This is a genomic window from Neorhizobium descurainiae (assembly GCF_051400715.1).
In the GTDB taxonomy this organism is placed as follows: domain Bacteria; phylum Pseudomonadota; class Alphaproteobacteria; order Rhizobiales; family Rhizobiaceae; genus Neorhizobium.
The window spans coordinates 1-18,596 of record NZ_JBLFFK010000042.1; the positions used below are offsets into that span (position 1 = coordinate 1).

22 protein-coding genes and 2 pseudogenes are annotated in these 18,596 nt (G+C 58.8%); 12 read left to right on the plus strand and 12 right to left on the minus strand.

From position 1 onward, the window contains the following. Positions 1-362: 362 nt before the first annotated feature. On the plus strand, positions 363-536 hold the full coding sequence (locus tag ACMGE0_RS32565) for a hypothetical protein (RefSeq protein WP_436820005.1): 174 nt from the start codon (positions 363-365) through the stop codon (positions 534-536). Positions 537-1,982: 1,446 nt separating this feature from the next. Here ACMGE0_RS32565 and ACMGE0_RS32570 read toward each other — a convergent pair. From ACMGE0_RS32570 to ACMGE0_RS32600, 7 genes are all read right to left on the minus strand, one after another. Beyond that, complete coding sequence (locus tag ACMGE0_RS32570) at positions 1,983-2,180, minus strand: hypothetical protein (RefSeq protein WP_436820006.1); 198 nt, start codon at positions 2,178-2,180, stop codon at positions 1,983-1,985. Between the two features lie 142 nt (positions 2,181-2,322). Continuing rightward, positions 2,323-2,529 (minus strand): CsbD family protein, encoded by a 207-nt coding sequence (locus ACMGE0_RS32575; RefSeq protein ID WP_436820007.1) that lies wholly within the window; start codon positions 2,527-2,529, stop codon positions 2,323-2,325. 644 nt (positions 2,530-3,173) lie between these two features. Continuing rightward, entirely contained in the window at positions 3,174-4,073 is a 900-nt protein-coding gene (locus ACMGE0_RS32580; RefSeq protein ID WP_436820008.1) for a hypothetical protein, read from the minus strand. 1,090 nt (positions 4,074-5,163) lie between these two features. Further along, a complete protein-coding gene (locus ACMGE0_RS32585; RefSeq protein ID WP_436820009.1) occupies positions 5,164-5,607 on the minus strand; it encodes a hypothetical protein in 444 nt (147 codons plus the stop codon). An 11-nt stretch (positions 5,608-5,618) separates the two neighbouring features. Continuing rightward, entirely contained in the window at positions 5,619-6,011 is a 393-nt protein-coding gene (locus ACMGE0_RS32590; protein WP_436820010.1) for a hypothetical protein, read from the minus strand. A gap of 56 nt (positions 6,012-6,067) precedes the next feature. Then, positions 6,068-6,643 (minus strand): hypothetical protein, encoded by a 576-nt coding sequence (locus ACMGE0_RS32595; RefSeq protein WP_436820011.1) that lies wholly within the window; start codon positions 6,641-6,643, stop codon positions 6,068-6,070. Positions 6,644-7,005: 362 nt separating this feature from the next. Further along, positions 7,006-7,467, minus strand: a complete 462-nt coding sequence (locus tag ACMGE0_RS32600) for a hypothetical protein (protein ID WP_436820012.1) — start codon at positions 7,465-7,467, stop codon at positions 7,006-7,008. 211 nt (positions 7,468-7,678) lie between these two features. Here ACMGE0_RS32600 and ACMGE0_RS32605 point away from each other — a divergent pair, with 211 nt between their 5' ends. The 4 genes from ACMGE0_RS32605 to ACMGE0_RS32620 all read left to right on the plus strand — a co-directional run bounded on the left by ACMGE0_RS32605 (position 7,679) and on the right by ACMGE0_RS32620 (position 12,234). After that, complete coding sequence (locus ACMGE0_RS32605) at positions 7,679-8,182, plus strand: hypothetical protein (protein WP_436820013.1); 504 nt, start codon at positions 7,679-7,681, stop codon at positions 8,180-8,182. 209 nt (positions 8,183-8,391) lie between these two features. Then, on the plus strand, positions 8,392-10,644 hold the full coding sequence (locus tag ACMGE0_RS32610) for an alpha/beta hydrolase domain-containing protein (RefSeq protein WP_436820014.1): 2,253 nt from the start codon (positions 8,392-8,394) through the stop codon (positions 10,642-10,644). 301 nt (positions 10,645-10,945) lie between these two features. Next, positions 10,946-12,016: an alpha/beta hydrolase family protein gene (locus ACMGE0_RS32615; protein WP_436820015.1), complete on the plus strand. Its 1,071-nt coding sequence runs from the start codon at positions 10,946-10,948 to the stop codon at positions 12,014-12,016. 56 nt (positions 12,017-12,072) lie between these two features. After that, a complete protein-coding gene (locus ACMGE0_RS32620; RefSeq protein ID WP_436820016.1) occupies positions 12,073-12,234 on the plus strand; it encodes a hypothetical protein in 162 nt (53 codons plus the stop codon). A 434-nt stretch (positions 12,235-12,668) separates the two neighbouring features. On the opposite strand, the gene ACMGE0_RS32625 is transcribed toward ACMGE0_RS32620, so the two are convergent. Beyond that, positions 12,669-12,914, minus strand: coding sequence for a DUF982 domain-containing protein (locus ACMGE0_RS32625; protein WP_436820017.1), 246 nt, complete (start codon positions 12,912-12,914; stop codon positions 12,669-12,671). A 225-nt stretch (positions 12,915-13,139) separates the two neighbouring features. Between ACMGE0_RS32625 and ACMGE0_RS32630 the strand changes: the two genes are divergently transcribed. Then, entirely contained in the window at positions 13,140-13,301 is a 162-nt protein-coding gene (locus ACMGE0_RS32630) for a hypothetical protein (protein ID WP_436820018.1), read from the plus strand. Next, positions 13,298-13,687: a hypothetical protein gene (locus ACMGE0_RS32635; protein ID WP_436820019.1), complete on the plus strand. Its 390-nt coding sequence runs from the start codon at positions 13,298-13,300 to the stop codon at positions 13,685-13,687. Before ACMGE0_RS32630 ends, ACMGE0_RS32635 begins: the two co-directional genes overlap by 4 nt. A 103-nt stretch (positions 13,688-13,790) precedes the next feature. Here ACMGE0_RS32635 and ACMGE0_RS32640 read toward each other — a convergent pair whose 3' ends face one another. After that, positions 13,791-14,018 carry a DUF982 domain-containing protein gene (locus ACMGE0_RS32640; RefSeq protein ID WP_436820020.1) on the minus strand — a complete coding sequence of 76 codons (228 nt, stop codon included), beginning with the start codon at positions 14,016-14,018 and terminating at the stop codon, positions 13,791-13,793. 88 nt (positions 14,019-14,106) lie between these two features. Between ACMGE0_RS32640 and ACMGE0_RS32645 the strand changes: the two genes are divergently transcribed. Further along, positions 14,107-14,418: a hypothetical protein gene (locus tag ACMGE0_RS32645; RefSeq protein WP_436820021.1), complete on the plus strand. Its 312-nt coding sequence runs from the start codon at positions 14,107-14,109 to the stop codon at positions 14,416-14,418. A 2-nt stretch (positions 14,419-14,420) separates the two neighbouring features. Here the strand turns inward: ACMGE0_RS32645 and ACMGE0_RS32650 are convergent, their stop codons facing one another. Then, positions 14,421-14,702 carry a DUF982 domain-containing protein gene (locus ACMGE0_RS32650; RefSeq protein ID WP_436820022.1) on the minus strand — a complete coding sequence of 94 codons (282 nt, stop codon included), beginning with the start codon at positions 14,700-14,702 and terminating at the stop codon, positions 14,421-14,423. A 38-nt stretch (positions 14,703-14,740) separates the two neighbouring features. Here ACMGE0_RS32650 and ACMGE0_RS32655 point away from each other — a divergent pair, with 38 nt between their 5' ends. Both ACMGE0_RS32655 and ACMGE0_RS32660 read left to right on the plus strand, forming a co-directional pair. Continuing rightward, entirely contained in the window at positions 14,741-15,217 is a 477-nt protein-coding gene (locus tag ACMGE0_RS32655; protein WP_436820023.1) for a hypothetical protein, read from the plus strand. Positions 15,218-15,348: 131 nt separating this feature from the next. Then, positions 15,349-15,558: a hypothetical protein gene (locus ACMGE0_RS32660; protein ID WP_436820024.1), complete on the plus strand. Its 210-nt coding sequence runs from the start codon at positions 15,349-15,351 to the stop codon at positions 15,556-15,558. Positions 15,559-16,024: 466 nt separating this feature from the next. Here the strand turns inward: ACMGE0_RS32660 and ACMGE0_RS32665 are convergent, their stop codons facing one another. Next, positions 16,025-16,174 carry a hypothetical protein gene (locus ACMGE0_RS32665; RefSeq protein ID WP_436820025.1) on the minus strand — a complete coding sequence of 50 codons (150 nt, stop codon included), beginning with the start codon at positions 16,172-16,174 and terminating at the stop codon, positions 16,025-16,027. A gap of 941 nt (positions 16,175-17,115) precedes the next feature. On the opposite strand from ACMGE0_RS32665, the gene ACMGE0_RS32670 reads away from it, so the two are divergent. Together ACMGE0_RS32670 and ACMGE0_RS32675 are read left to right on the plus strand one after the other, a co-directional pair. Beyond that, positions 17,116-17,235, plus strand: coding sequence for a BA14K family protein (locus tag ACMGE0_RS32670; protein ID WP_436820026.1), 120 nt, complete (start codon positions 17,116-17,118; stop codon positions 17,233-17,235). A gap of 719 nt (positions 17,236-17,954) precedes the next feature. Further along, a pseudogene (locus ACMGE0_RS32675) lies at positions 17,955-18,059 on the plus strand (terminase small subunit-like protein); the annotation flags it as partial. A 307-nt stretch (positions 18,060-18,366) separates the two neighbouring features. On the opposite strand, the pseudogene ACMGE0_RS32680 reads toward ACMGE0_RS32675, so the two are convergent. Then, positions 18,367-18,504, minus strand: a pseudogene (locus ACMGE0_RS32680) (transposase); the annotation flags it as partial. Positions 18,505-18,596 lie beyond the last annotated feature (92 nt).

Genomic DNA, 18,596 nt, shown 5'->3' on the forward strand with positions numbered 1-18,596 from the left:
TCCGTTCTCCTTGCAGTGAACGAATCTTCTGCCCGTTTCGATCATTTGTAAAGCTATTTGCGGGACAGGACAATAGGGTCCTAGGATGCCGCTTCGCCGAATGCGGCCTCTGGGCTAAGGGTGTGTCTGTCGCAAGCCACCCGCCCGAGGCGACTACCCGGACCGATGACCGATGTCGCCGTTGCAGGCTGCGGCGCGGTCGGCGCGAGCGTTCGCCGGGTGAGGCGTGACACGGCCTCGACCCCTCGCATCCTGGGCGCCGCTCGTCATCCTCGTTCTCATCGCCGGCTGGTCTGGAGACCGGCGGCGACACGTCCGCAATCCATCGAAAGGCAGAACAATGACGCTGGTGATCAATCGCTTTGATTACCGCGATTGTATTGACGGAGGCGGTCTGTACGATTTCGGTGCCCGGAAATGTCGCGGGCCTGCGCCGAGTGGTCAGGACTGATCTCATCGGCGCCAGAGGCGCGACACCGGCGGATCAGCGCAAGATCGACCGGACGGTGGTCGGCATCTGCGCGGCGTCTGTCTAAACCGGCGACGAATGCACTCGGCACGGAGGGGGGCGTTGATTGCCTACGCGATCATCCACTCGACGGCGGCCACTATGCCAATGACGATCAGCAGGAAGACGCCGACACTAAGTATGAATTCGCGTGTAGCAGATGCTTTCATGATTGTCGCTCCCCGTTGCTTTCCACGGTTTCATCCCAAGAACGCATGACATGATGAGAAAGACAAGAGCAGCCGGATCTCGACACTTCCGCGAATGCCCGAAGGTCAGCGTCCTGCGACTATGCGGTCTGACCGCCGGAAGAGCTTTAGGTTCCGCCTCGGTCCGGACCAACGAGGAATGCTCGGCACGGGGAGGTCCGCTGAAGTTCGGTTGCAGCTTCTCCCCGCAATATCGTCGGCGTCGCTTGCCTGCTGGTTCAATCACCGCCGAGCTTCGGTAAAGGGATGAGGCTCTCGTGGGGATGGTTGTTGATGCCTTCTGCGGTGCCGCGAGGTTGAGGTAGAGCCTGGACCAAATATTTTCGCGTGGTGTGCTCAACGCGGACCAGATGCCCCCCGTAGGGACAGGAGACTGTCACGTCGTTCGGCGTTAGCGTCTGGTCGTCAACGTAGAAGAGAAGAAACAGCTTGTTACAGACCGGGCATAATTCCTGCGCCACTGGTTTACCTGACTGGGGATTTCTCCCGCAATTCGCAGGCGGGGGGCAGAACCCTCAGCCGTCAGCGCCCACATGATCTGTTGCTGACGATGGAGGCAGGCTAGGCTTTTAGAGTCGGGGAGTCCAGTGCCTAACAAAGCGCCCGCGCCCGTGCCCCCACGCGGGCCTCTCTCCGAAGTGGATGTCATGCTTTGGATGACCCGCCGACCGCGCCACCGCGCAGGCCACCCAAAGCATTAGGCACCCCTCCAAAAGGGTAAATCGATCGTTGTGATCTGATGGAGAGGGGGATTTTACACTTCCGTACCAAGGCTTCAACTCATCCAAAAGCGGTAGGTGAGGTGCCGCGAGAGCTGCGGGAGGGGTATGGGGTATGTTCGGGAGAGAACACTACTCTCGCGGCTCATGTCTAACCGTGGTTTGCCTCCATAGTTCCCGTCATATGATGTGCAGATGTTTTCTCCGGCACGAGCTTCGATGCATCCGGGCGCTCGTCTCGATCTCACCGCGGCCGGCTTCAACAGTACCGATGCGGTGGGTAGGAGAAGCCGGCCAGTGCGGCGCCGGCCGCACACGAATGCTCGGCAGTTAACAGGCGATGAATGGCATTGCAAGTTTGCTTGTAAAGCCGTGGCCTTGACATCAAAGGCCCGCGCAAGTGTCCCCTATGCGGGTCTTTCTTCAATGGCGAGGCGTTAGCTGCTCGGATTAGGGGAGCGTAGAATGTACGCTAGCGTACAGAGGGCGCAACCTCTCCGGAAGGGGTAGTTGCCTCAGCGCCCCATCGTCGAGGGCTTCCGACCTTTAGTGGATGATTGGCCGTGAAAGGACGAGCTCTTCGCGATTCAAAATCTCGGCGAGGCCGACCGCATTTGCATGCTCTAGAAACGCCAGCGCTTCACCGCGGATGACCACGGCAAGCTCCGTGTAGGTATCGATGACAGACCACGACCCATCTTCTTCCCGCACGATCGCATACCGCTCTTCGAGATTGGGCGTCATCACGGTTCCCCGTCTTAAAACACGTCGGACCTGCGAGGTGGCAGGGAGTTGCGCACCGCTCCACTATTGAGGAGACGCCGCTTGCCTATCTTGCGGCAACTGCCTTTCCAGACGGAAGCCCCGCCGAGGCGGGGCGCTTTGATCAGTGGAAGTTCTGGCGGCCGTACCAGGCGTCGAGCTCTTTTCGGGCCTGATCTTTCTGGTAGCCGTAGCGTTCTTGTATCTTGCCTTCAAGTTGATCTCGCTTGCCGGCAATCTGATCAAGGTCATCATCGGTGAGTTTGCCCCACTGCTCCTTGACCTTGCCCTTCATCTGCTTCCAGTTGCCTTCAACCTGATTCCAATCCATGATCTTCTCCTCCTTGTGCTTTGTCCAGGTGAACCAAACCGCTCGTTATGGAAAACGTTCCGGCTCCGAGGAGGAGCAACTGGAAGAGCAGGTGGAGAAGAGATGTCGCTCCTGTAACGGGCCTGGGGACTTCAGTCTCCCGCCGCTATGGGGGATCGTGTAGACGCCCAGGTTGCGAGAACCGCTTTGGTAAAGTTTGAGGCTTGTTGTGCGTACGCTTGCGACGGAGGGCGTCGGATGGCGGTCGCTTCGATTGCGGCCTTCCGACGTGGGGCACATGGATCGTGCGCATAGGAAGCGGGGAGACCGGCATGAACGAGAATTCAGGCTCGAAGACCATCCCGTTCCCCGGTCGCCGGGCCAACCAGCAGAAAAATTGCGACCTTCAGCACATCAGACTCCGAACTGAATAGATCACGCCTTGATGAAAAGGCACCCGGCGAACAAGAAGAGCACCGCTGCCTGCATGATGAACAAAGGCCATTCAGATGACATTGCTTCCTCCCTTTTGGGGAGGAAGTCGCAGCGATAGGGATTGTTCCAAACGGCGGGCGAAAAGAAGCCCGCCGGAGCGGGCGGTGCAAGCTACGAAGAGGTATGAGGTTATCTGCCGCGCCGGACGGGATCACCATCGCGATCAATTCTCAGGATTGCGCAATCGCGGCTTTTTCATCGTCGCGCTGATGCCCACCGAGAGCTGCGGCCGCGGAGGCGATGAATGCTCCGACAAGCAGAGAAAGAGCCCCTAACAAAGCGGTGGTGGCCGCACCTTGTCGTGCCTCGTCGGCTTTCTGCTGAGCGGCGTTTTTCGCGTCTTCCGCCTGCTGGAGCACATTGTCAACGCGTGCGCGCGCTTCTTCCGGCGGTAACCCCGCACGGGAGGCCACAATCGCTGCCAAATACGCCCTGTCTTGCTCGGGTACACCGCCTTGCGTGGCGCCATTCATCAGTATCCTTGAGACCTCTGCTGCTGCGGCGGCGTTGTCCGTTTCAGCTCGTGCTTGAAGATCTTGGGGCCGAAGCAGAGCATCTGTGAAATAGCTCGTGCTAAGGTCGGGACCTGAGGCCTCTCTTCCATCCGATGAAGCGGCACCGGCAATTGTCGCGGTAGATGCTGCGGACGCAAGGGACTGAACGCCGGCACCGATCAGGGAGGTAAACGCAGATCCCGCGAGCCCGGCAACCACGACCGTGGCCAGAGCCCAGCTGAGGAACCCGTGGGCCGTGTCACGAAAGAAGACCTCGTCGGTGTGGATGCCGGCCCATTTCGTTCTGAGGCGGCCCGTCAGATAACCTCCAATTGCCGATGAGAGCCATTGGACAACGACGAACCAAATGGCTGCCGTCACACCTACGGCCGTGAAAGACGCGCTTTCTCCGGCCCAGGGGGAGACCATCGTTAACCCCACACCCGAACCCAAGAGAAGGAGGATGAGGCTTATCCCCGCCGCCGCTACGGCGCCCCCGATTACCGGACCCCATGCCAGGGCTGGAACTGAGGACTCGACGCCAATATCCGGAACGCCTGAATGATAAGCTGGCATGTCCCGCTCCTATCGCATGAAGAGTACGAGAAGGATGATGATTGGGAGCGGAACGCCCAAAAGCCAGAGAAGAATACCGCGACCCATGTTGTGTTCCTCCATGTTTTTCAAATCCGGTGCGCACCAAACCCAATTGGAACACAGAAGTTCCAGGGCAATGACGTGGCCCCTTCGGTCGAACGTCTTGATACCGAAAGGAGGTAATCGGAAGGGTATGATTATGCCGGCAAGAAGCGGCGAACAATATCGTCCGGCAGGCGGGGCAGGCTCTCGGGTTTCGGCACCGATGCTGCACCAGGAGTTTCGGATTTAGGCTGTCACCTCTTCGCCTCAGCAAAACAGAGACATCGGTCGACCGTTCGGCCGGTCATATCTGCCTCCAGTAGGATAGTCGCTTCTTGGACCATCGCAGATATACGGTCTTGTTCACATGGCCCAAGTCATTGATATCATCGGAGGTAACCCATGCGGCATTCATAGTTGTAGGACGCTGGCGCAAAGCTGCGAGAGGCCGGCGCGAATGGGCAACGCAACCGACCTCCGGCCGCAGCCCTGCGGAGGGCAGGAGTCCATGCTGCAGCTTCTTCTAACTGCGGCGTGCCCGCTGCGTTCCAAAGGCGAGGCCCGGCACCAGAGGGGGGTACGTGCCGGACCTCTTGCCGCAGGTGGGTAACGGAACGGTCCCTACGGCCGTCGGAGCCTCTCGCGGCGGCGATATTGGTTCAAGCTGCGTTAGCGCGCATGGCTAACGCTTCGTAAACATCCACAGTTTTGTGTGGAAATGAGACAGAAGAGGCCGGCGCACTAAGGAAGGCGGATGCGCCGGACCTCACCGCGAGCGCCGGTGAAGAAGCTATTACGCCGCGGCGAAAATTAACGCGGCGAAGAAATCAAGGTTCCACTTCATCAACATCGGAGATACGTATGGCACGATGGATCAACGAACTGCGGGATGGCTAGGTGCCGCGCAGGCTCGACTGCATCCTGCTTTATTGGGAGAGCGGATCGACCGCATTGAGCGCCAGCGGCTTGCTGCCGGCGCTCAATAGCTCATATATTTGCGATGGACTGAAGACCGATGCAGAAGCCGCTACTGCTGAGGCAAGATGACATTGCTTCCCGTAGTGCTTTTGACCGGCTTTTCCCCGGGCACGTGGGACATGGTGCGCGTCTTGCTCTGCAACTCATTGTCCTTTACGCGGGTTTTCGTCTGCGATTTGCTGAATGTACCCTGATCCATCGCCTGCGCCTTGGATTGCGCCTTTAACTGGTTCGGGTTTTCGTTCACCTTCGTCTGGCTTTTGGCTTTGCCGTCGGCCGCAGCGGCACTCCCGCCAGAACCAATGGAGGCGGTGGTCCCATCATCGGTCTGACAGGCCCCGGCTGTACCAAGTGTGCTGGCCGAAGTCCCACCAGCCGCGGCGCTACCCCCAGAGCCGACCGTGCCCGCCGCATTGCAATCTTGTGCGAATGCTGGTGCGGCAATGACCGAGGATAGGAAGGCCGCACTCACCAATGCGATCATTTTGAACATGGTTTTCTCCTTCACTTGGTCGGTTTGGTGATGTCACAGGTGCCGTCCGAGCGACGGGTGATTACGGATCCATCGGGGCGCGTGACGCTGGCGGTCGAGAACGCTTGACTTCCAGTCGCGCTACCCGTGGACGACCAACCGGAGCTCGACGATGCCGAACCGCCGCCCGTGTGCATCGTTGTCGTTTTTCCGTCGGCAGTCGTCGAGGATGAGACGCTTCCGCCTCCTGCTGTGATTGACGTCGACGTGCCGTTACCGACCGATCCCTTGTTTTCGATGATCGTGCATGTGGTTCCATCGTCGAGCTTGATAGTTTCATTGGCACACGCTGCTCCTGCGGCGATCACCATCGCGATCGTCGACAGGGTGAAAGTGGACCTAGTTGAGATTGATGCCGAGGTCATACCCGGTCCTCCTTGAAAAGGGCGGATGCGAAACCGCCTCCGCCCTGCTGGATGGATTAGCAGCTGCCGCCGTCCTTCTTAGCCTGGCCCGGAGGACATGCCTTCTTACCCTGCCCATGTTCCATTCCCGCGCTGCCAGCCGAGCTTCCGCCGGTGCCAACTGAGCTTGTTGATGTGCCATCCTTCGCCGAGGTGCCACCGGTGCCAAGTGTCGAGGCAGAACCAGATCCACTTCCGGAGCCCGCAGCCGAGCCGCCAGTGCCGACCGAACTGCTGGACTGTCCGTCGCGGGCGGACGTGCCGCCGGTTCCCAGCGTCGACGCCGACCCTGAGCCGCTGCCGGAACCCGCAGCGGAACCACCGGTTCCGACTGAGCTACTTGAGGTGCCCCCGCCTGCCGAGGATCCGCCCGTGCCGAGGGTTGAGGCGGAGCCTTGGCCACAATTGCTGCTGCCCGGAGGACAGGTTGCCCCTCCCGCGGAACTGCCACCGGTACCTATGGTGCTGCTGGAAGTTCCGCCTCCGGCTGACGTTCCTCCGGTGCCCACTGTGCTACTGGACTGGGCAAAAGCGGATAAGGTTGTTCCCGCGAGAAGTGCGCCGGCAAGCGCAACGTGTTTCACGATTTTCATTTTTATCTCCTTGGTTTTCCTAAAGCTTCGGGGCTAGCGTCTGGCAGCGAAGCCGAAGAACGAACCTCTCCAGGAGTAGCGATGTTCCAGGGGCAGGCTTAGGTCTTATCCTGTCTCGGACTTTTGGCCCGTGGGCCCCGGACGATGGTTCCTGAATTACTAAGGCCCAAGGCCCACAGGGACAGCCGACGCAATCAGCGACGTCATTTGCCGTTCCGGCGAGCCGAATACCGGCGGCTCCCTCATGCGTGCACGTTCCCGTGCATCCAACGGTGAATTGAGAAAAGGTTTCTTGCGAGGTGCAAAATCCGCCAAAGCGGCTGAGCGGATTGGAGGGGGAGTGAGACAGGATATCTGCGACATCACTGGCCTGCAAACCGGGTGAGAGAGACTTCAGCGGACCAGTTCAACTCGCGCGCCTCGTAACGAATGGTGCGTATGGCGAATGATAGCGGGTTCAGCCCGTAACAGGTGGAGAAGCTGTCTCCTGGCGGGATGGTCTTGTCGACAGTATGTGATGCCCTATAGACGATCGAGCTTACCTCATTCTCTCTAGCAACGAGATTGAACGAAACGGTTTCAAGGGATCTGCCGGCGGAGTTGGTGACGCTGACCGATACTGGAAGCGCAGGGTTGGGGCACAATTGCTGATCGGTGCTCGCTGCGATGAAGACCGATCGGTTCGATGCCTGCTCAGCCTTCCGGTCCGTAACGAGCCAAAGTCCGATCCAGACCAGGGCGAGAAAGGCGATCGCCACGACGCCGGTTCTGGGTGAGAAATAGAAGATGATTGCGACACCTATGCAGCCGATCAGCCAGCCCATCGCAGCCTCGGGGCATTAGCGCGGTTATTTGTCTTCATCGCCTGTAGGTAGAGATCAAGCAGGCTGAAGGCAATGGAAGGCGCCAGATATGCGCTCGCTGCTACGTCGCCTTCTCGCCCTCGCCTAGAGCATCTCTAAGGAGGTGTGGCAGGTGACTGGAACAAACGATCGAGAGAGGAGGTTCTGTTGCTGTTTAAAAGGAGATGCTCCGATGCGTGTATCTTCACTTGTCGCTCTTGCTGTCGGTTTGCTCCTATCCTCGGGAGCGTCGGCATCCGAAGAAGACTTCCTGAAGTCGATCGAGGGCCGATGGACTGGCGGGGGCAAGGTTCTGACGAAACTCAACGGGAACGATGTGGACGTCTCATGCAACATGCGATCTGACGCCCGGTCATCCAGTTTTTCGATGCGTGGCACATGCCGTGCACTTGCCATTGTCACCCGCAGTTTCACCGCCGACGTCAAGGTGTCAGGATCTGTCTATTCCGGCAATTATGTCGGAGTGTCAGGCCGGCCGTCCCAACTCGAAGGTCGCCGCGAAGGAAACATCATCAAATTCGATGTCGCCTGGGCAAATGAAATTTACGGCGACCGGAAAGCGAGAATGACGATCGAAAAGGTTGGAGAGGACGGACTTCGCATTCGCACGATCGACCAAGACCCGGAATCTGGCCAGTCGATTGTCACCACCCATCTCGATTTGCAGCGCCATTGATTGAGGCATGGGAGGGCTTGGAGGACTGCCTGTTACTCGCTCTTAACTGCAGCAAATCGCATGCCGATCAATATCTCACGTGCGTCCCACGTCGACGAAGATGCGCTGCTTGACGCTCTGGAAGCCGGTAAGCTCGGATCGGGCCGCGCCAGACGTGTTCGAAGGCGAGCCGACCCGTGCTTCCTGAACGACTACGCTGCGGCGGTCGCGTGACCTTGGAACTGACAACAATCCCCTCGGCTGCTGGGCTGCCGAAATCACCTCCGGCTTGGAGAGGACGATTTCGTCGATGTCAGCTTGTTGTCAGCTTTCCGACCTACGCTTCTGTCACGCGCCAGAGGAGAGAGGCGCTTGAGGAGGAGATATATGATACCGAGCTTTCCGTGGCGGCCGCCAGCCGCAGACGGCTGCCCAGTTTACTCTTCGCAGGCATCAGCCTTGTTCCCACAGCCTTGCCGGTATCTGCGCAGATCAAGCGGATCGAAATTGACAGCACGGTCGCTGTCTCGAACGACGCAGATCAATCGAATGAGATCGGCAGCTACGAGTTGATCACCGGACGCGCCTTTGGAGCAGTTGACCCTCAGGATCCTCTCAATTCGATCATAACGGACATTCAAAACGCTCCCCGAAATGCCGAAGGTCTCGTCGAATACGAGACGAAGTTCACGCTCGCCAAGCCGAAGGACATGGATAGGGCGAGCGGCGTCTTATGGTACGACATCGTCAACCGCAGCACAGGCACCGTCTCGGCCAATCCCTATGGCCACGTGCAACTGCTGAGCGGTCGGCAGGGCGATATCGCGCCAACTGCGACCAACTATACTGCAAAGGTTCCTGTCGCTCGCAACAAGGACGGCAGTCCCATTACGGGGAAGGTGCTCGCCAGGATCGTGGACCCGAAACCGGGCACGAATACCGTACCCCTTGCCATTCTCGGTCGCGTCATCCCTTATGATGCGGCGTCTGTCGACACGACCAAGGCGAAACTCGTCAAGAAGACGTGGGAAAAGCGCAGCGGAGAATTAGGGCCGGTAGAGCAAGTCCGACCTTCCGATTGGGCATTCGCCGACTGCAGCAAGACCGAATTTCCTGGCAAGCCCGATCCGCGCAAGCTGTGTTTAAAAGGGGGATTTGATCCGGCGTATCTGTACGAAGTCGTCTATGATGCCAAGGATCCGCTCGTTCTTGGGCTGGGACTTGCCGGAATGCGCGATCTGGCCTCTTATTTCCGGTACAGCGACGATAAAGCCAATCCAGTTGCTGGAAAGATCAACCATTCGATCATCAAGGGCGTCTCACAGTCGGGCAACACGCTGAAGACGTTTCTCCTGCTCGGCTTCAACGAGGACGAAAGGCATCGTATCGTCTTCGATGGCGCCAACCCGCATATTGCTGGCCGCCTGACAACGATCAATGTCCGCTTTGGCGTACCAAACGGCTCCGGCACGCTCTACGAGCCGGGCGGCGAAGGCGTGTCGTGGTGGAACGACTACGAAGACAACGTGCGCGGCCGCAAGTCTCAGGGCCTGCTTTCCCGTTGCACGGCCAGCAAGACATGCCCGAAAATTTTCGAGACCTTCGGCGCAGCCGAGTTCAACGCGCGGCTCTTTTCGATCGCCCTGACCGGAACCGACGGCAAAAACGATCTTCCACTGCCGGAGAATGTTCGCAGATACTATTTTCCGGGCAATACCCACGGTGGCGCGGAAGCGACGACGTTCGCGCTCGCCGGACCAGGCAGCAAGACTTGTGTGCTTTCGGAAAACCCAAACTCGCAGATCGAGCAGATGCGGGCCCTCACCGTCGCTCTTGTCGACTGGGTTGCAAAAGGAACCGAGCCGCCCCCCAGTTCCTATCCGAAACTGTCGTCGGGCGATCTGGTGGCCAATACCGCAGCTGCCATGGGGTATCCCAAAATCCCGGGAAGCCTCGGGCCAGACGGCCTGGCCATCGGTCTGATGGACTACGATTTCGGTCCAGATCTCAACTACAACGACTTCTCCGGGGTTATGGTCAATCAGCCGCCAGCAATCAGGCGGATCATTCCACCGTTCATGCCGAAGGTCGATGCCGATGGCAACGAAACGTCCGGTCTTCCATCCGTCCTGCATCAGGCGCCGCTCGGCACTTACACGGGCTGGAATGCCTCCAGATCGGGTTTCTTCAAGGGGCAGCCCTGCGGCGGCGGCTTGACGGCCGGATATGTCCCGTTCTTCGAAACGAGGAAGGAGCGGGAGGCGGCAAATGACCCGCATCCTTCATTGGAGGAGCGGTACGGCACTGCTGAAGGATATCAATGCCTGGTGCGGGATCTTGCCGATCAGCAGGTCATGGATCGGATGCTTCTGCCCGACGATGCGGCGCGTCTCGTGAAACTGACGGGGAGGATCGACTTCCTGCCGCCCGACAAGGCCAACGAAGCCGCCAAGGCCAAGGCAGCGGTCCTTTGCCGCCGATGACGCCGTGGTTTCAGCGCCGCCGACCCATACGTTTGGGGTTGGCGGCGGCCGCCCGCAGGTCGAACAAGCGGGTGCCTTCAACTCAACACGTGCCGCAGGTGGCGGACCCCGGTGCAGGACCAAAGGAGGACTATATGAAATCGACTGTTGCTCTCACCGCAGTCACACTCGCCCTTTTGTCGTCGCAAGCCAGTGCGCAAGATGCGTCAAAGCCGATCGTCAACGTCGGCACGCCCGCTCCAGATTGCAGCCTGCACGTTAATGTGGATCGCAACGGCAGCCTGCCCGGCTACAAAACCAAATGGGCAACCGCGACGAGGGAACATTGCCTTCCGGCTTCCCATATCAGATGTCGATGCCGCTGAACTGGAACGGCATCGTCATCAGCGATCTTGACTCCGTGACCAACCGGAATACGCCGCTTGCGGTCGATCTTCTTGCAAAGGGATATGCCTATATTGGCACCGGCCGTCATCCCGAAAGGATGACGCGGCACGATCCGCTAACCGAACTTGACGCCCAGGCTTCGGTCATCGACCTCTTCTCAAAGAAGTATGGCAAGGCCAAGCACGTCATCCAGTATGGATGTTCCGGCGGTGGTTATATCACCCTCGCCATAGCCGAACGGCATCCGGACAAGATCAACGGAGCTGTCGCCTTCAACGCCCGGGGCACCGGCAGCATGGCTGTCGCCAATGCCTGGCTGGATCTGCCATTCGCTCTAAAGGCATTGCTGGCGCCTGGGTCTGATCTGTTGGTCGCCCCTGTTCCTAATTCGGCTTTGCCGGCTGCCTATGAGGCGTGGAAGGCAGTCCTGGACAAGGCGCAGGCCAGTCCAGAGGAGCGCGCGCGCATCGCGTTGGCCGTAGCGGTGTCGCAGTGGCCCACCTGGGGCTCTATTGATGATACGCCGCCGAAACCTGACGCAAACGATCTGGCTGCGCTGGAGCAGGCGATGGTTAAGTCCGCAAGCGACGGGCTCGCCAACTCTGTCAAGCGGCGTCAGCTCTACGACAACCCCGCCGGTCTGGCCTCATGGAACACGGGGATTGACTACAAGGAGTTCTACCAGAAGGGCGCCGACGCGCGCCAAAAGAAAATCGTCGAGCAGCTCTACGAAAAAGCGGGTCTCGGTAAGGCCTCGCTCGAGAAGGATCTCGAGAAGATCAACGCCCAGCCTCGTATTGAGGGCTCCGAGGAGGGTGTGAATTATTGGCTGCAGCCGGGCCGGCTTATCGGGGGCGACGTCAAGGTCCCGCTTCTTCACATCCATGGGCTGGGGGACGCGCTACTTCCGCCACACCTGTCCGAAGGTTATGCCATGGCGGTCAAGCGGGCTGGTCATGATGACTTTATCGCCGGGCTTTCCTAGAGGCTTCAGGTCACTGCAAGACTGAGGTCTCGGAGGCCGAGGCCGCGATTCAGGCGATGATCGACCGGCTCGACACGGGTAGGTGGGGCGACACCACCGCGAAAGCCTTGAACGCGCTTGCCGAGAAGGCCGCGCCACAGAAGCCGCGTTACGTTTCATATTCTTTTGAGACTCCCTTCAACCGCGCCTTCTATGCCGATAGCAGGCATCCGTTCTGACACAGGGTTCGGAACCGAAGAGCTTGAGACGATGGTTTCGGTGGTCGAGCACTCCAAACAGCCGGGAGTGCTCGTCACTCGCTCTACGCGATGGTGAAATTTCACTGGCAGTTGACCTAACAGGATCGCCATTTGGTCGGATGAGCGAGCATTACCGCGCCAGCCAGCAAGCGCGTGTTCGCATCTTTGCGGAGCGCAGTCCATCCGGCGCCGAAGGATCATCCGAAGGCGAGAGGCTATTGCGGGTCGGTTTCAGAACCGCCGAGCAATTGGCGCGTGCTGCAACAGAGAGTTTGCCGGAAGAGCGGCGCTCAACTGCATCAGCAGCAATGGCTACACGACATGTGACACCCGCGGTTGGATTGCTCCATGCCGGAAGAAGCTTGAGCGTCTAAGGACTATGCAGCGTACCGTGAGGCGGCCGCATGAACCGCTTATGCACTCACCAACACGCCAGCCTCTCTGGCCGCCTCGACAAAGGCGTCTCTGGCCTCCTCGGGCTTGTTCTTTTGTTCCAGAACCCCGACGCACATCGCGAGAGCACGTGTCAGTGCCGGGCCTTCTTCGGCCGGCCAGTCCTCAATAAGAGCCCACGAAGCGCTCTGTGTAGTGCTGACCGTCGTCTCGACCGGGGGCTCACCGATAGCGATAACAACCGGCTTGGTCCAAGGCGTCTGCATCAAGTTCATCCTTCAATTGCCGGAAGCAGACTAGAAGATTCCTCACTTCCGCGCGAGGGTGGCAACATGAATCCTTCTATCGCGATGCTCTCCATGGCGGCGAAATGAGCCGTCTGCAGTTCGTCATGAGGAAGAAGACCCGCCGACCGGAATATCCTCCACGCGCCAGCAGCGTGGCTCTGTGAGCGATATCGAGGTTGACGAGCTACCTCGGCCGGCGGGAACATGAAGCGCCTCAAGCACGTGGATATCGACTGCGAGGTGCATGACGCGGGGCCAGATCGACCAGAAGATTGCCGCCTCCTTGGAGAGCATGGCATCGAAGCCTTCTTCCTCGACCACATCGGCAAGATCCATTGGACCGGCAAGATGGAATACGAGGGATGAGTTTAAGCAGGCCAGCGCGCCACCTCGATCCTCAAGGACATGGCGCAGAAGCACGATATCCCGATCATCGCGCTCATTCATCTGAAGAAATCGACCTTCCAGGATTATCAGGGCGGCACCTTCAGGAACGCCTGAATGCGGCGATGAACCGGCGCCCGACGTGTCGCGACTTCGTCGGCAACATGGACAAGGACGCTGATCAGGTTCTCGCCGCCTTAGAAGCCCGTCGGATCGTCGCCGGCATGGAGCCGGTCGAAACCTCCGATGACTATCCGATCTGGGAAGACGCCATGAACCGCGTCACCGGCAAGGCCGACCTTACCTTTCGCTATCCCGCAAAAGCGAGTTTCCGCGCCGGAAGGAAATATCCTGGGACGGTAAATTAACCAGCTCCGGCCCGAGCTTCAAGCAGGCTGGGAACGCAAGGGGGTTGTTCTGATGCACCTGATGCGGACCCAACGCAGCCTCAGGTCGGAGATTTTGGAAGGCTTACTGCCGGGTTCCTTCCGCCGCGAGCCGAACGGCAGAGCGGGCCTCCTCGGGAGGAAGCCTACCCTCATGCACCGCTCGGCATGTGTGCCAGGCATGTTTCCATCTGTCGCTGCGCTGGTTCGGCTCGTGGATAAGCCAGTTCATAGCCTCCTCGGCGGAGCCGACCGTTATTCGAAGGCCTTGGTTTTCAAGCACGAGCGGTTGTTTCCAGCGGGTTACCAGCATTGTTCACTCCCCTGGTGAAGCGAGGTCGATTGCAAACCAATTCCGCTGGCACTGTCATAGTTCCCTCGAAATCCTCAGGAGCGAAGGCATGAACACGTTCGACCTCGGATCGATGCTTGTCCACGGCGGGTTCATCGCCTTCTATCGGATGGTTCACCACCCGAAGAATTTCATTCCCCGGAGTGGAAAGCACGACATCATCTTTGCGACGGCCGGGGAGGTTCATGCAGCGGCGGGAGAGGCGTTCAAGGAATATCTAAATGGCCCAATCGTGTCGGAGAGCTTGACTGGTCCGGCAACAAAGAAGCCGGCAGCGCTGGGCGGGTTGAACGGTCTCTTCGGCAAGGGGAGAGCCACCGAGGTCGAGCGGATCGGAGAGAGAGAGAGAGAGAGAGCGTGACGTTAGGACACGACCATGATGTTCGCCTCGATCGCTGCCCTGATGAGCGCGCGGCGAACCTGCTCCGGCGTGGCCTTGCCGTGCATCCCGTCGAAGCAGGTCTTTATGGCCTCGAAATAGGCCTCGCCGTCATCGGTAGGCCAATGTTTCAGCAGCTCCTCGGCCGCTTCCTCCACAGAGTGCAGGACAATGTACCTGCCTGTCTCATGCATCGCGAGACCAACTGGCCCAAATTGACGCGAACTGTTCGATTTCAAAGCACAATGCATCCGTCGCACCACCATATTAGAGACGGTGCAATAACCATGCCGGAAGGCCCAGCATGAACGCGGGCTTCTCTCCAATCCCGGCCGCACGGCCGGCCATCAATGCCGGCAGCACTGAGAGGCGAATAAAAGTTTCCCACGCCCACCGCTGCAATATCTACAAGGTAGCTCGTAGCGAAGCTGTTCGACGGGCATCTGCACAGCCCGACGAGCCGGAAGCCATACGAGTGCTACTGCAAGCCGACTGTACGCGAGATCGGCCGGGATCACGGGAAGGAGCATCTTCTCGTCCTCATGCTGATGAGCGGCTCCGGGCGAATGCCGCGGAACTCTACGCGGACGTGGTGGAGGGGGTATCGGCCTTGCTGATCGAAAATCCCGATCTGGTGAAATCGCCGACGCTCGCCCGCAACTTCAATGCGATCGATCTAGGAAGACTCCGCCGCAAGATAAAAGCAATGAAGCTCCCGGTGGAGAATTGGAAGGCCCTGCTCGTCCTTGTTTCGGTGCGCTTTTACCGGCCCTCAGGGTGATCTACTTGACATGACAGGAGATGCGACATGAACGTGGCAGTGTTTGCGGACCGGACCGATGAGCAGGTGGCGAGGAATCATCGAGGCCGCTGAAACGCTGCCTGGCCTCACCTTTGGCTCTGGGACCGCGCATGAAGCAGGGCGCCTTCAGTGAGGTGGTCGCCGCCGTCATCGCCGCGGAATACGACCGGGCGCCCTCCTATCGCCGGATCATCTCCGCCGCCGCTCTTAGCCGCATGGAGGAGACCTGGGGCTGGATCAACGGCCATTTCGACGAAGTGGACTGCAAGCTGGTTCTACGACTACGGCTTCATCAAGAGCCGAAAGGGCATGTTCCTTGAGCAGTGCCTATCAAGAATGAGATGGTTCGCAGAACTTTCGAAAGGAAAATACTAGGTGCTGTCAAAGCCATTGCATCAGCTTTGAACCGCAAGCATTTGGTTCGGTTTGATATTCCTCCGGACGGCGTGTCGCGAAATCGAGTGGAAGAGCAGCCATCAGCGGTATCCTCCCAGAAGTATGCGATGCACTGGATCGCGCCGGACGACAAGCCGCAAATCGACCCTGATCTTCCTTTGGAAAGACTACTCGACTCCTGGCACATCCGGGCGCCGGCATAGCGATCGAAACCGACGCCTGGGAGTGAAGGGATAAGCGGCATAGGCAGAGATGTTGCGGCTGGACCGCGTTTGATCTGATAAGCCTCGGAGAGAGTTGGTTCACCTCCGACCGCCTTCCCGACCATGTTCAACGGCAAGCCAAGGCTTGTTCGTTCTGCCGAGAGGTTGACATCTGTTCCGCCGCACCTCAACCGGGCGGGTCAGCGATGCTGCTTTTCTCGTCCACTTCGCCAAATCGGTCGGTCATCCACCACTTGATGGAGAAAACAGCGCCGCAGATCGCGACACTGAATAGGATGGTGATCACCATTGCGCGTGGTCCGTTGATCTTCTTCATGATGGACAAACGGGGGGCGCTTCCGTAATTGTTCCTGTCGTTGGGGCGCCTGCAACCAAATACCAGGGGAAGCCGACGGCCTCAAGGAACTGCTCGGTTTTGAGGAGCCGCAGGATCGCTTTGCTGGACGTAGACGCTTGCCATCTGCTGATTGTCGGATTGGTACATGATCAGCGCCAAGCCTCCGCATATGAAAAGGATCATCTCGGCGACAAGCGGCAGGAGCGATTCGTCGCTCTGGGGGCGGTGGTTTCGTGCTCTTGTTCGCATCGGAGTTTTCCGCGGTTCTTGAATTGGGAGAACATGGGGGGGACAAGTAGTTCCCCATGCCGTCTCTATATTGGAAGGTGTTGCTGGATGTACGTGATGTCCTCACGGACGAGGATATTGCCGGCAGCGGTGGTCGACGTCGTAAACAGGCCATCGTCGTGTCGAAAGATGGCGATGACCTGTTCGAAATTGACGACGATATTCACACCGTCCGATCGTGCTTTTCGCCACTACAAATGGTCGTGATATGGTGCGTCGTCTCTACCAGGGAGAGAAAAGCGCACTATCTCCAGTGTATGACAATGGAGATGTAAATGAAAAAGCTCACAATCGCTGTGGTCACGCTAATGACTGCGTTCAGCAGCTATGCACCGGCTCAGGCATTCCCCACTGTGGCCGTCGCAACGCCGGCTGGGGTCACCGACGCTCAACAGGTGCAGTATCGAGACTGGGATCCGAGATATGGTCCCCGCCCCAATCGACGGGATGATGGCCGGTACACTCGGAGTGACCGCCGCTATGATCGGCACGATCGCTACAGCGACCGGCGCTACCACGACAGGCGCGATCGCCGTGACCGACGAAACAACGCGGGAGCCATTATTGGGGGCCTTGCCGCTGGAGCGATCATAGGCGGCGCGATCGCAAGTCAACCAGGCCGAGCCCAAGCAATGCCGAACCAACATATCCAGTGGTGCATGGATCGGTACCGGAGCTATCGTCCATCTGACGATACCTACGTGCCGCGCGCGGGCGTGCGGGCCTATTGCAACTCGCCTTACTCCCGCTAAGCGGAACTCGTTCCATTGATGCCCCGTCAGCAATCGCGGGGCATTATTCTATCTCGCTTGACAGCGTTTTATCGACGCCGGCAATCACCTCTTCGAGGTTTTTTATCATTCTGTGTAATTCCGCGGTCCGTTGGGCCGTAACATCAACTGCGTGGCCGCTTCTGTCGGTGTATCCCGATCTATGGATTCCGGCCTCCATGTCTGAGGCAATCGCAGCTAATAGCTCAGCTTCCCGAACCATTCGCCGACGGAGTTGTGTAAGCGCTTCTCGATACATCCATTACGTCCTCCCAAGATTAACCCCATGCCAGTCCTGAAAACGCATGGTGCATTCCGCGAACTTACCAGCGATCGAAGGGCCGCTATCCAATCAAGACGCTCAGGTTTTCATTCTAAAGCGTCACCTTCAGCGCATCCCATATGTAATCTGGGATCGTAAGTCTCCAGGATACTATGGCTCCCGCCTGGAACATAGACGTACCCCTTCGCAAGATGCCCCGGGGCAGGTCGTGCCGCTCATCGTTCGACGGGTAACGGCGTGCTCGTTCTCCTGCGCCGCAATGCTTGACGTGGACACCCGAACAGCGGCGGACCTGTTTAGACTCGCAGACGAGTGAAACATGGGATGCCCAACGACATTCAATCGAAAAGCCCGCCGACGCCATTTGTGTCCGTCACGCAAGTGGCCTGAGCCTCGGGCAATCTGGCGCAACAAGGGGATGCCGAGTAAGACGACGGTTTGCAAATGGGTAGGTCAAAATGCCGAGTTCGCTGACCTGCATGCGCGGGCGCGAGAAGCCCAGGCTGACTACTTCGTAGACGAGATGGTCGAGATCGCGGACATGCCGCGGATCGGCACGAAGACAAAGCGCAAAGCCGACGCAAGATGGAGACGATCACCTTCGATAGGATCGAGCATCGGCGCCTGCAGATCGAAACACGCAAGTGGGTGGCGGCCCTTTCCGGAGGAAAGGACGCAGAGGCCCGTGCTTATGCAGCGCGGACGGATCAGAACAACCCCTGGACGCCGGAGCCGCCCGCCGATCCAGCGGGCGCCCGGTCGTATCTGCGAAACGATGATTGGGCCAGTGGTCGTGTCCCATCTCGGTGACCCCTTCGAATACTATGTCGGCGTGTTGCAAGAAGCTCGCGGAGCGCGGCGGCATCCAGCATCTGTTCGGCCAGCAGCTTCTTTAGCCTGGCGTTCTCGCCTTCGAGCGCCTTTAGCCGCTTCGCCTCGGAGACTTCCATGCCGCCATATTTGGCCCGTACCAGGCGTCTCCGTGGTCACGAAAGAAATTCACGTGCGTATATATTGTAGTCACCATCCACTCCCTCAGAACATGCGGCGGGGACGCAGC

What these genes read in the sequence shown, in the direction of transcription:
- ACMGE0_RS32570 (WP_436820006.1), bottom strand. Translation starts at nt 2,180, where the DNA reads ATGACGCCCAATCTCGAAGAGCGGTATGCGATCGTGCGGGAAGAAGAT.
- ACMGE0_RS32575 (WP_436820007.1), bottom strand. Translation starts at nt 2,529, where the DNA reads ATGGATTGGAATCAGGTTGAAGGCAACTGGAAGCAGATGAAGGGCAAG.
- ACMGE0_RS32580 (WP_436820008.1), bottom strand. Translation starts at nt 4,073, where the DNA reads ATGCCAGCTTATCATTCAGGCGTTCCGGATATTGGCGTCGAGTCCTCA.
- ACMGE0_RS32585 (WP_436820009.1), bottom strand. Translation starts at nt 5,607, where the DNA reads ATGTTCAAAATGATCGCATTGGTGAGTGCGGCCTTCCTATCCTCGGTC.
- ACMGE0_RS32590 (WP_436820010.1), bottom strand. Translation starts at nt 6,011, where the DNA reads ATGACCTCGGCATCAATCTCAACTAGGTCCACTTTCACCCTGTCGACG.
- ACMGE0_RS32595 (WP_436820011.1), bottom strand. Translation starts at nt 6,643, where the DNA reads ATGAAAATCGTGAAACACGTTGCGCTTGCCGGCGCACTTCTCGCGGGA.
- ACMGE0_RS32600 (WP_436820012.1), bottom strand. Translation starts at nt 7,467, where the DNA reads ATGGGCTGGCTGATCGGCTGCATAGGTGTCGCAATCATCTTCTATTTC.
- ACMGE0_RS32605 (WP_436820013.1), top strand. Translation starts at nt 7,679, where the DNA reads ATGCGTGTATCTTCACTTGTCGCTCTTGCTGTCGGTTTGCTCCTATCC.
- ACMGE0_RS32615 (WP_436820015.1), top strand. Translation starts at nt 10,946, where the DNA reads ATGGGCAACCGCGACGAGGGAACATTGCCTTCCGGCTTCCCATATCAG.
- ACMGE0_RS32620 (WP_436820016.1), top strand. Translation starts at nt 12,073, where the DNA reads ATGATCGACCGGCTCGACACGGGTAGGTGGGGCGACACCACCGCGAAA.
- ACMGE0_RS32625 (WP_436820017.1), bottom strand. Translation starts at nt 12,914, where the DNA reads ATGCAGACGCCTTGGACCAAGCCGGTTGTTATCGCTATCGGTGAGCCC.
- ACMGE0_RS32630 (WP_436820018.1), top strand. Translation starts at nt 13,140, where the DNA reads ATGAAGCGCCTCAAGCACGTGGATATCGACTGCGAGGTGCATGACGCG.
- ACMGE0_RS32635 (WP_436820019.1), top strand. Translation starts at nt 13,298, where the DNA reads ATGAGTTTAAGCAGGCCAGCGCGCCACCTCGATCCTCAAGGACATGGC.
- ACMGE0_RS32640 (WP_436820020.1), bottom strand. Translation starts at nt 14,018, where the DNA reads ATGCTGGTAACCCGCTGGAAACAACCGCTCGTGCTTGAAAACCAAGGC.
- ACMGE0_RS32645 (WP_436820021.1), top strand. Translation starts at nt 14,107, where the DNA reads ATGAACACGTTCGACCTCGGATCGATGCTTGTCCACGGCGGGTTCATC.
- ACMGE0_RS32650 (WP_436820022.1), bottom strand. Translation starts at nt 14,702, where the DNA reads ATGGTGGTGCGACGGATGCATTGTGCTTTGAAATCGAACAGTTCGCGT.
- ACMGE0_RS32655 (WP_436820023.1), top strand. Translation starts at nt 14,741, where the DNA reads ATGAACGCGGGCTTCTCTCCAATCCCGGCCGCACGGCCGGCCATCAAT.
- ACMGE0_RS32660 (WP_436820024.1), top strand. Translation starts at nt 15,349, where the DNA reads ATGAAGCAGGGCGCCTTCAGTGAGGTGGTCGCCGCCGTCATCGCCGCG.
- ACMGE0_RS32665 (WP_436820025.1), bottom strand. Translation starts at nt 16,174, where the DNA reads ATGAAGAAGATCAACGGACCACGCGCAATGGTGATCACCATCCTATTC.
- ACMGE0_RS32670 (WP_436820026.1), top strand. Translation starts at nt 17,116, where the DNA reads ATGCCGAACCAACATATCCAGTGGTGCATGGATCGGTACCGGAGCTAT.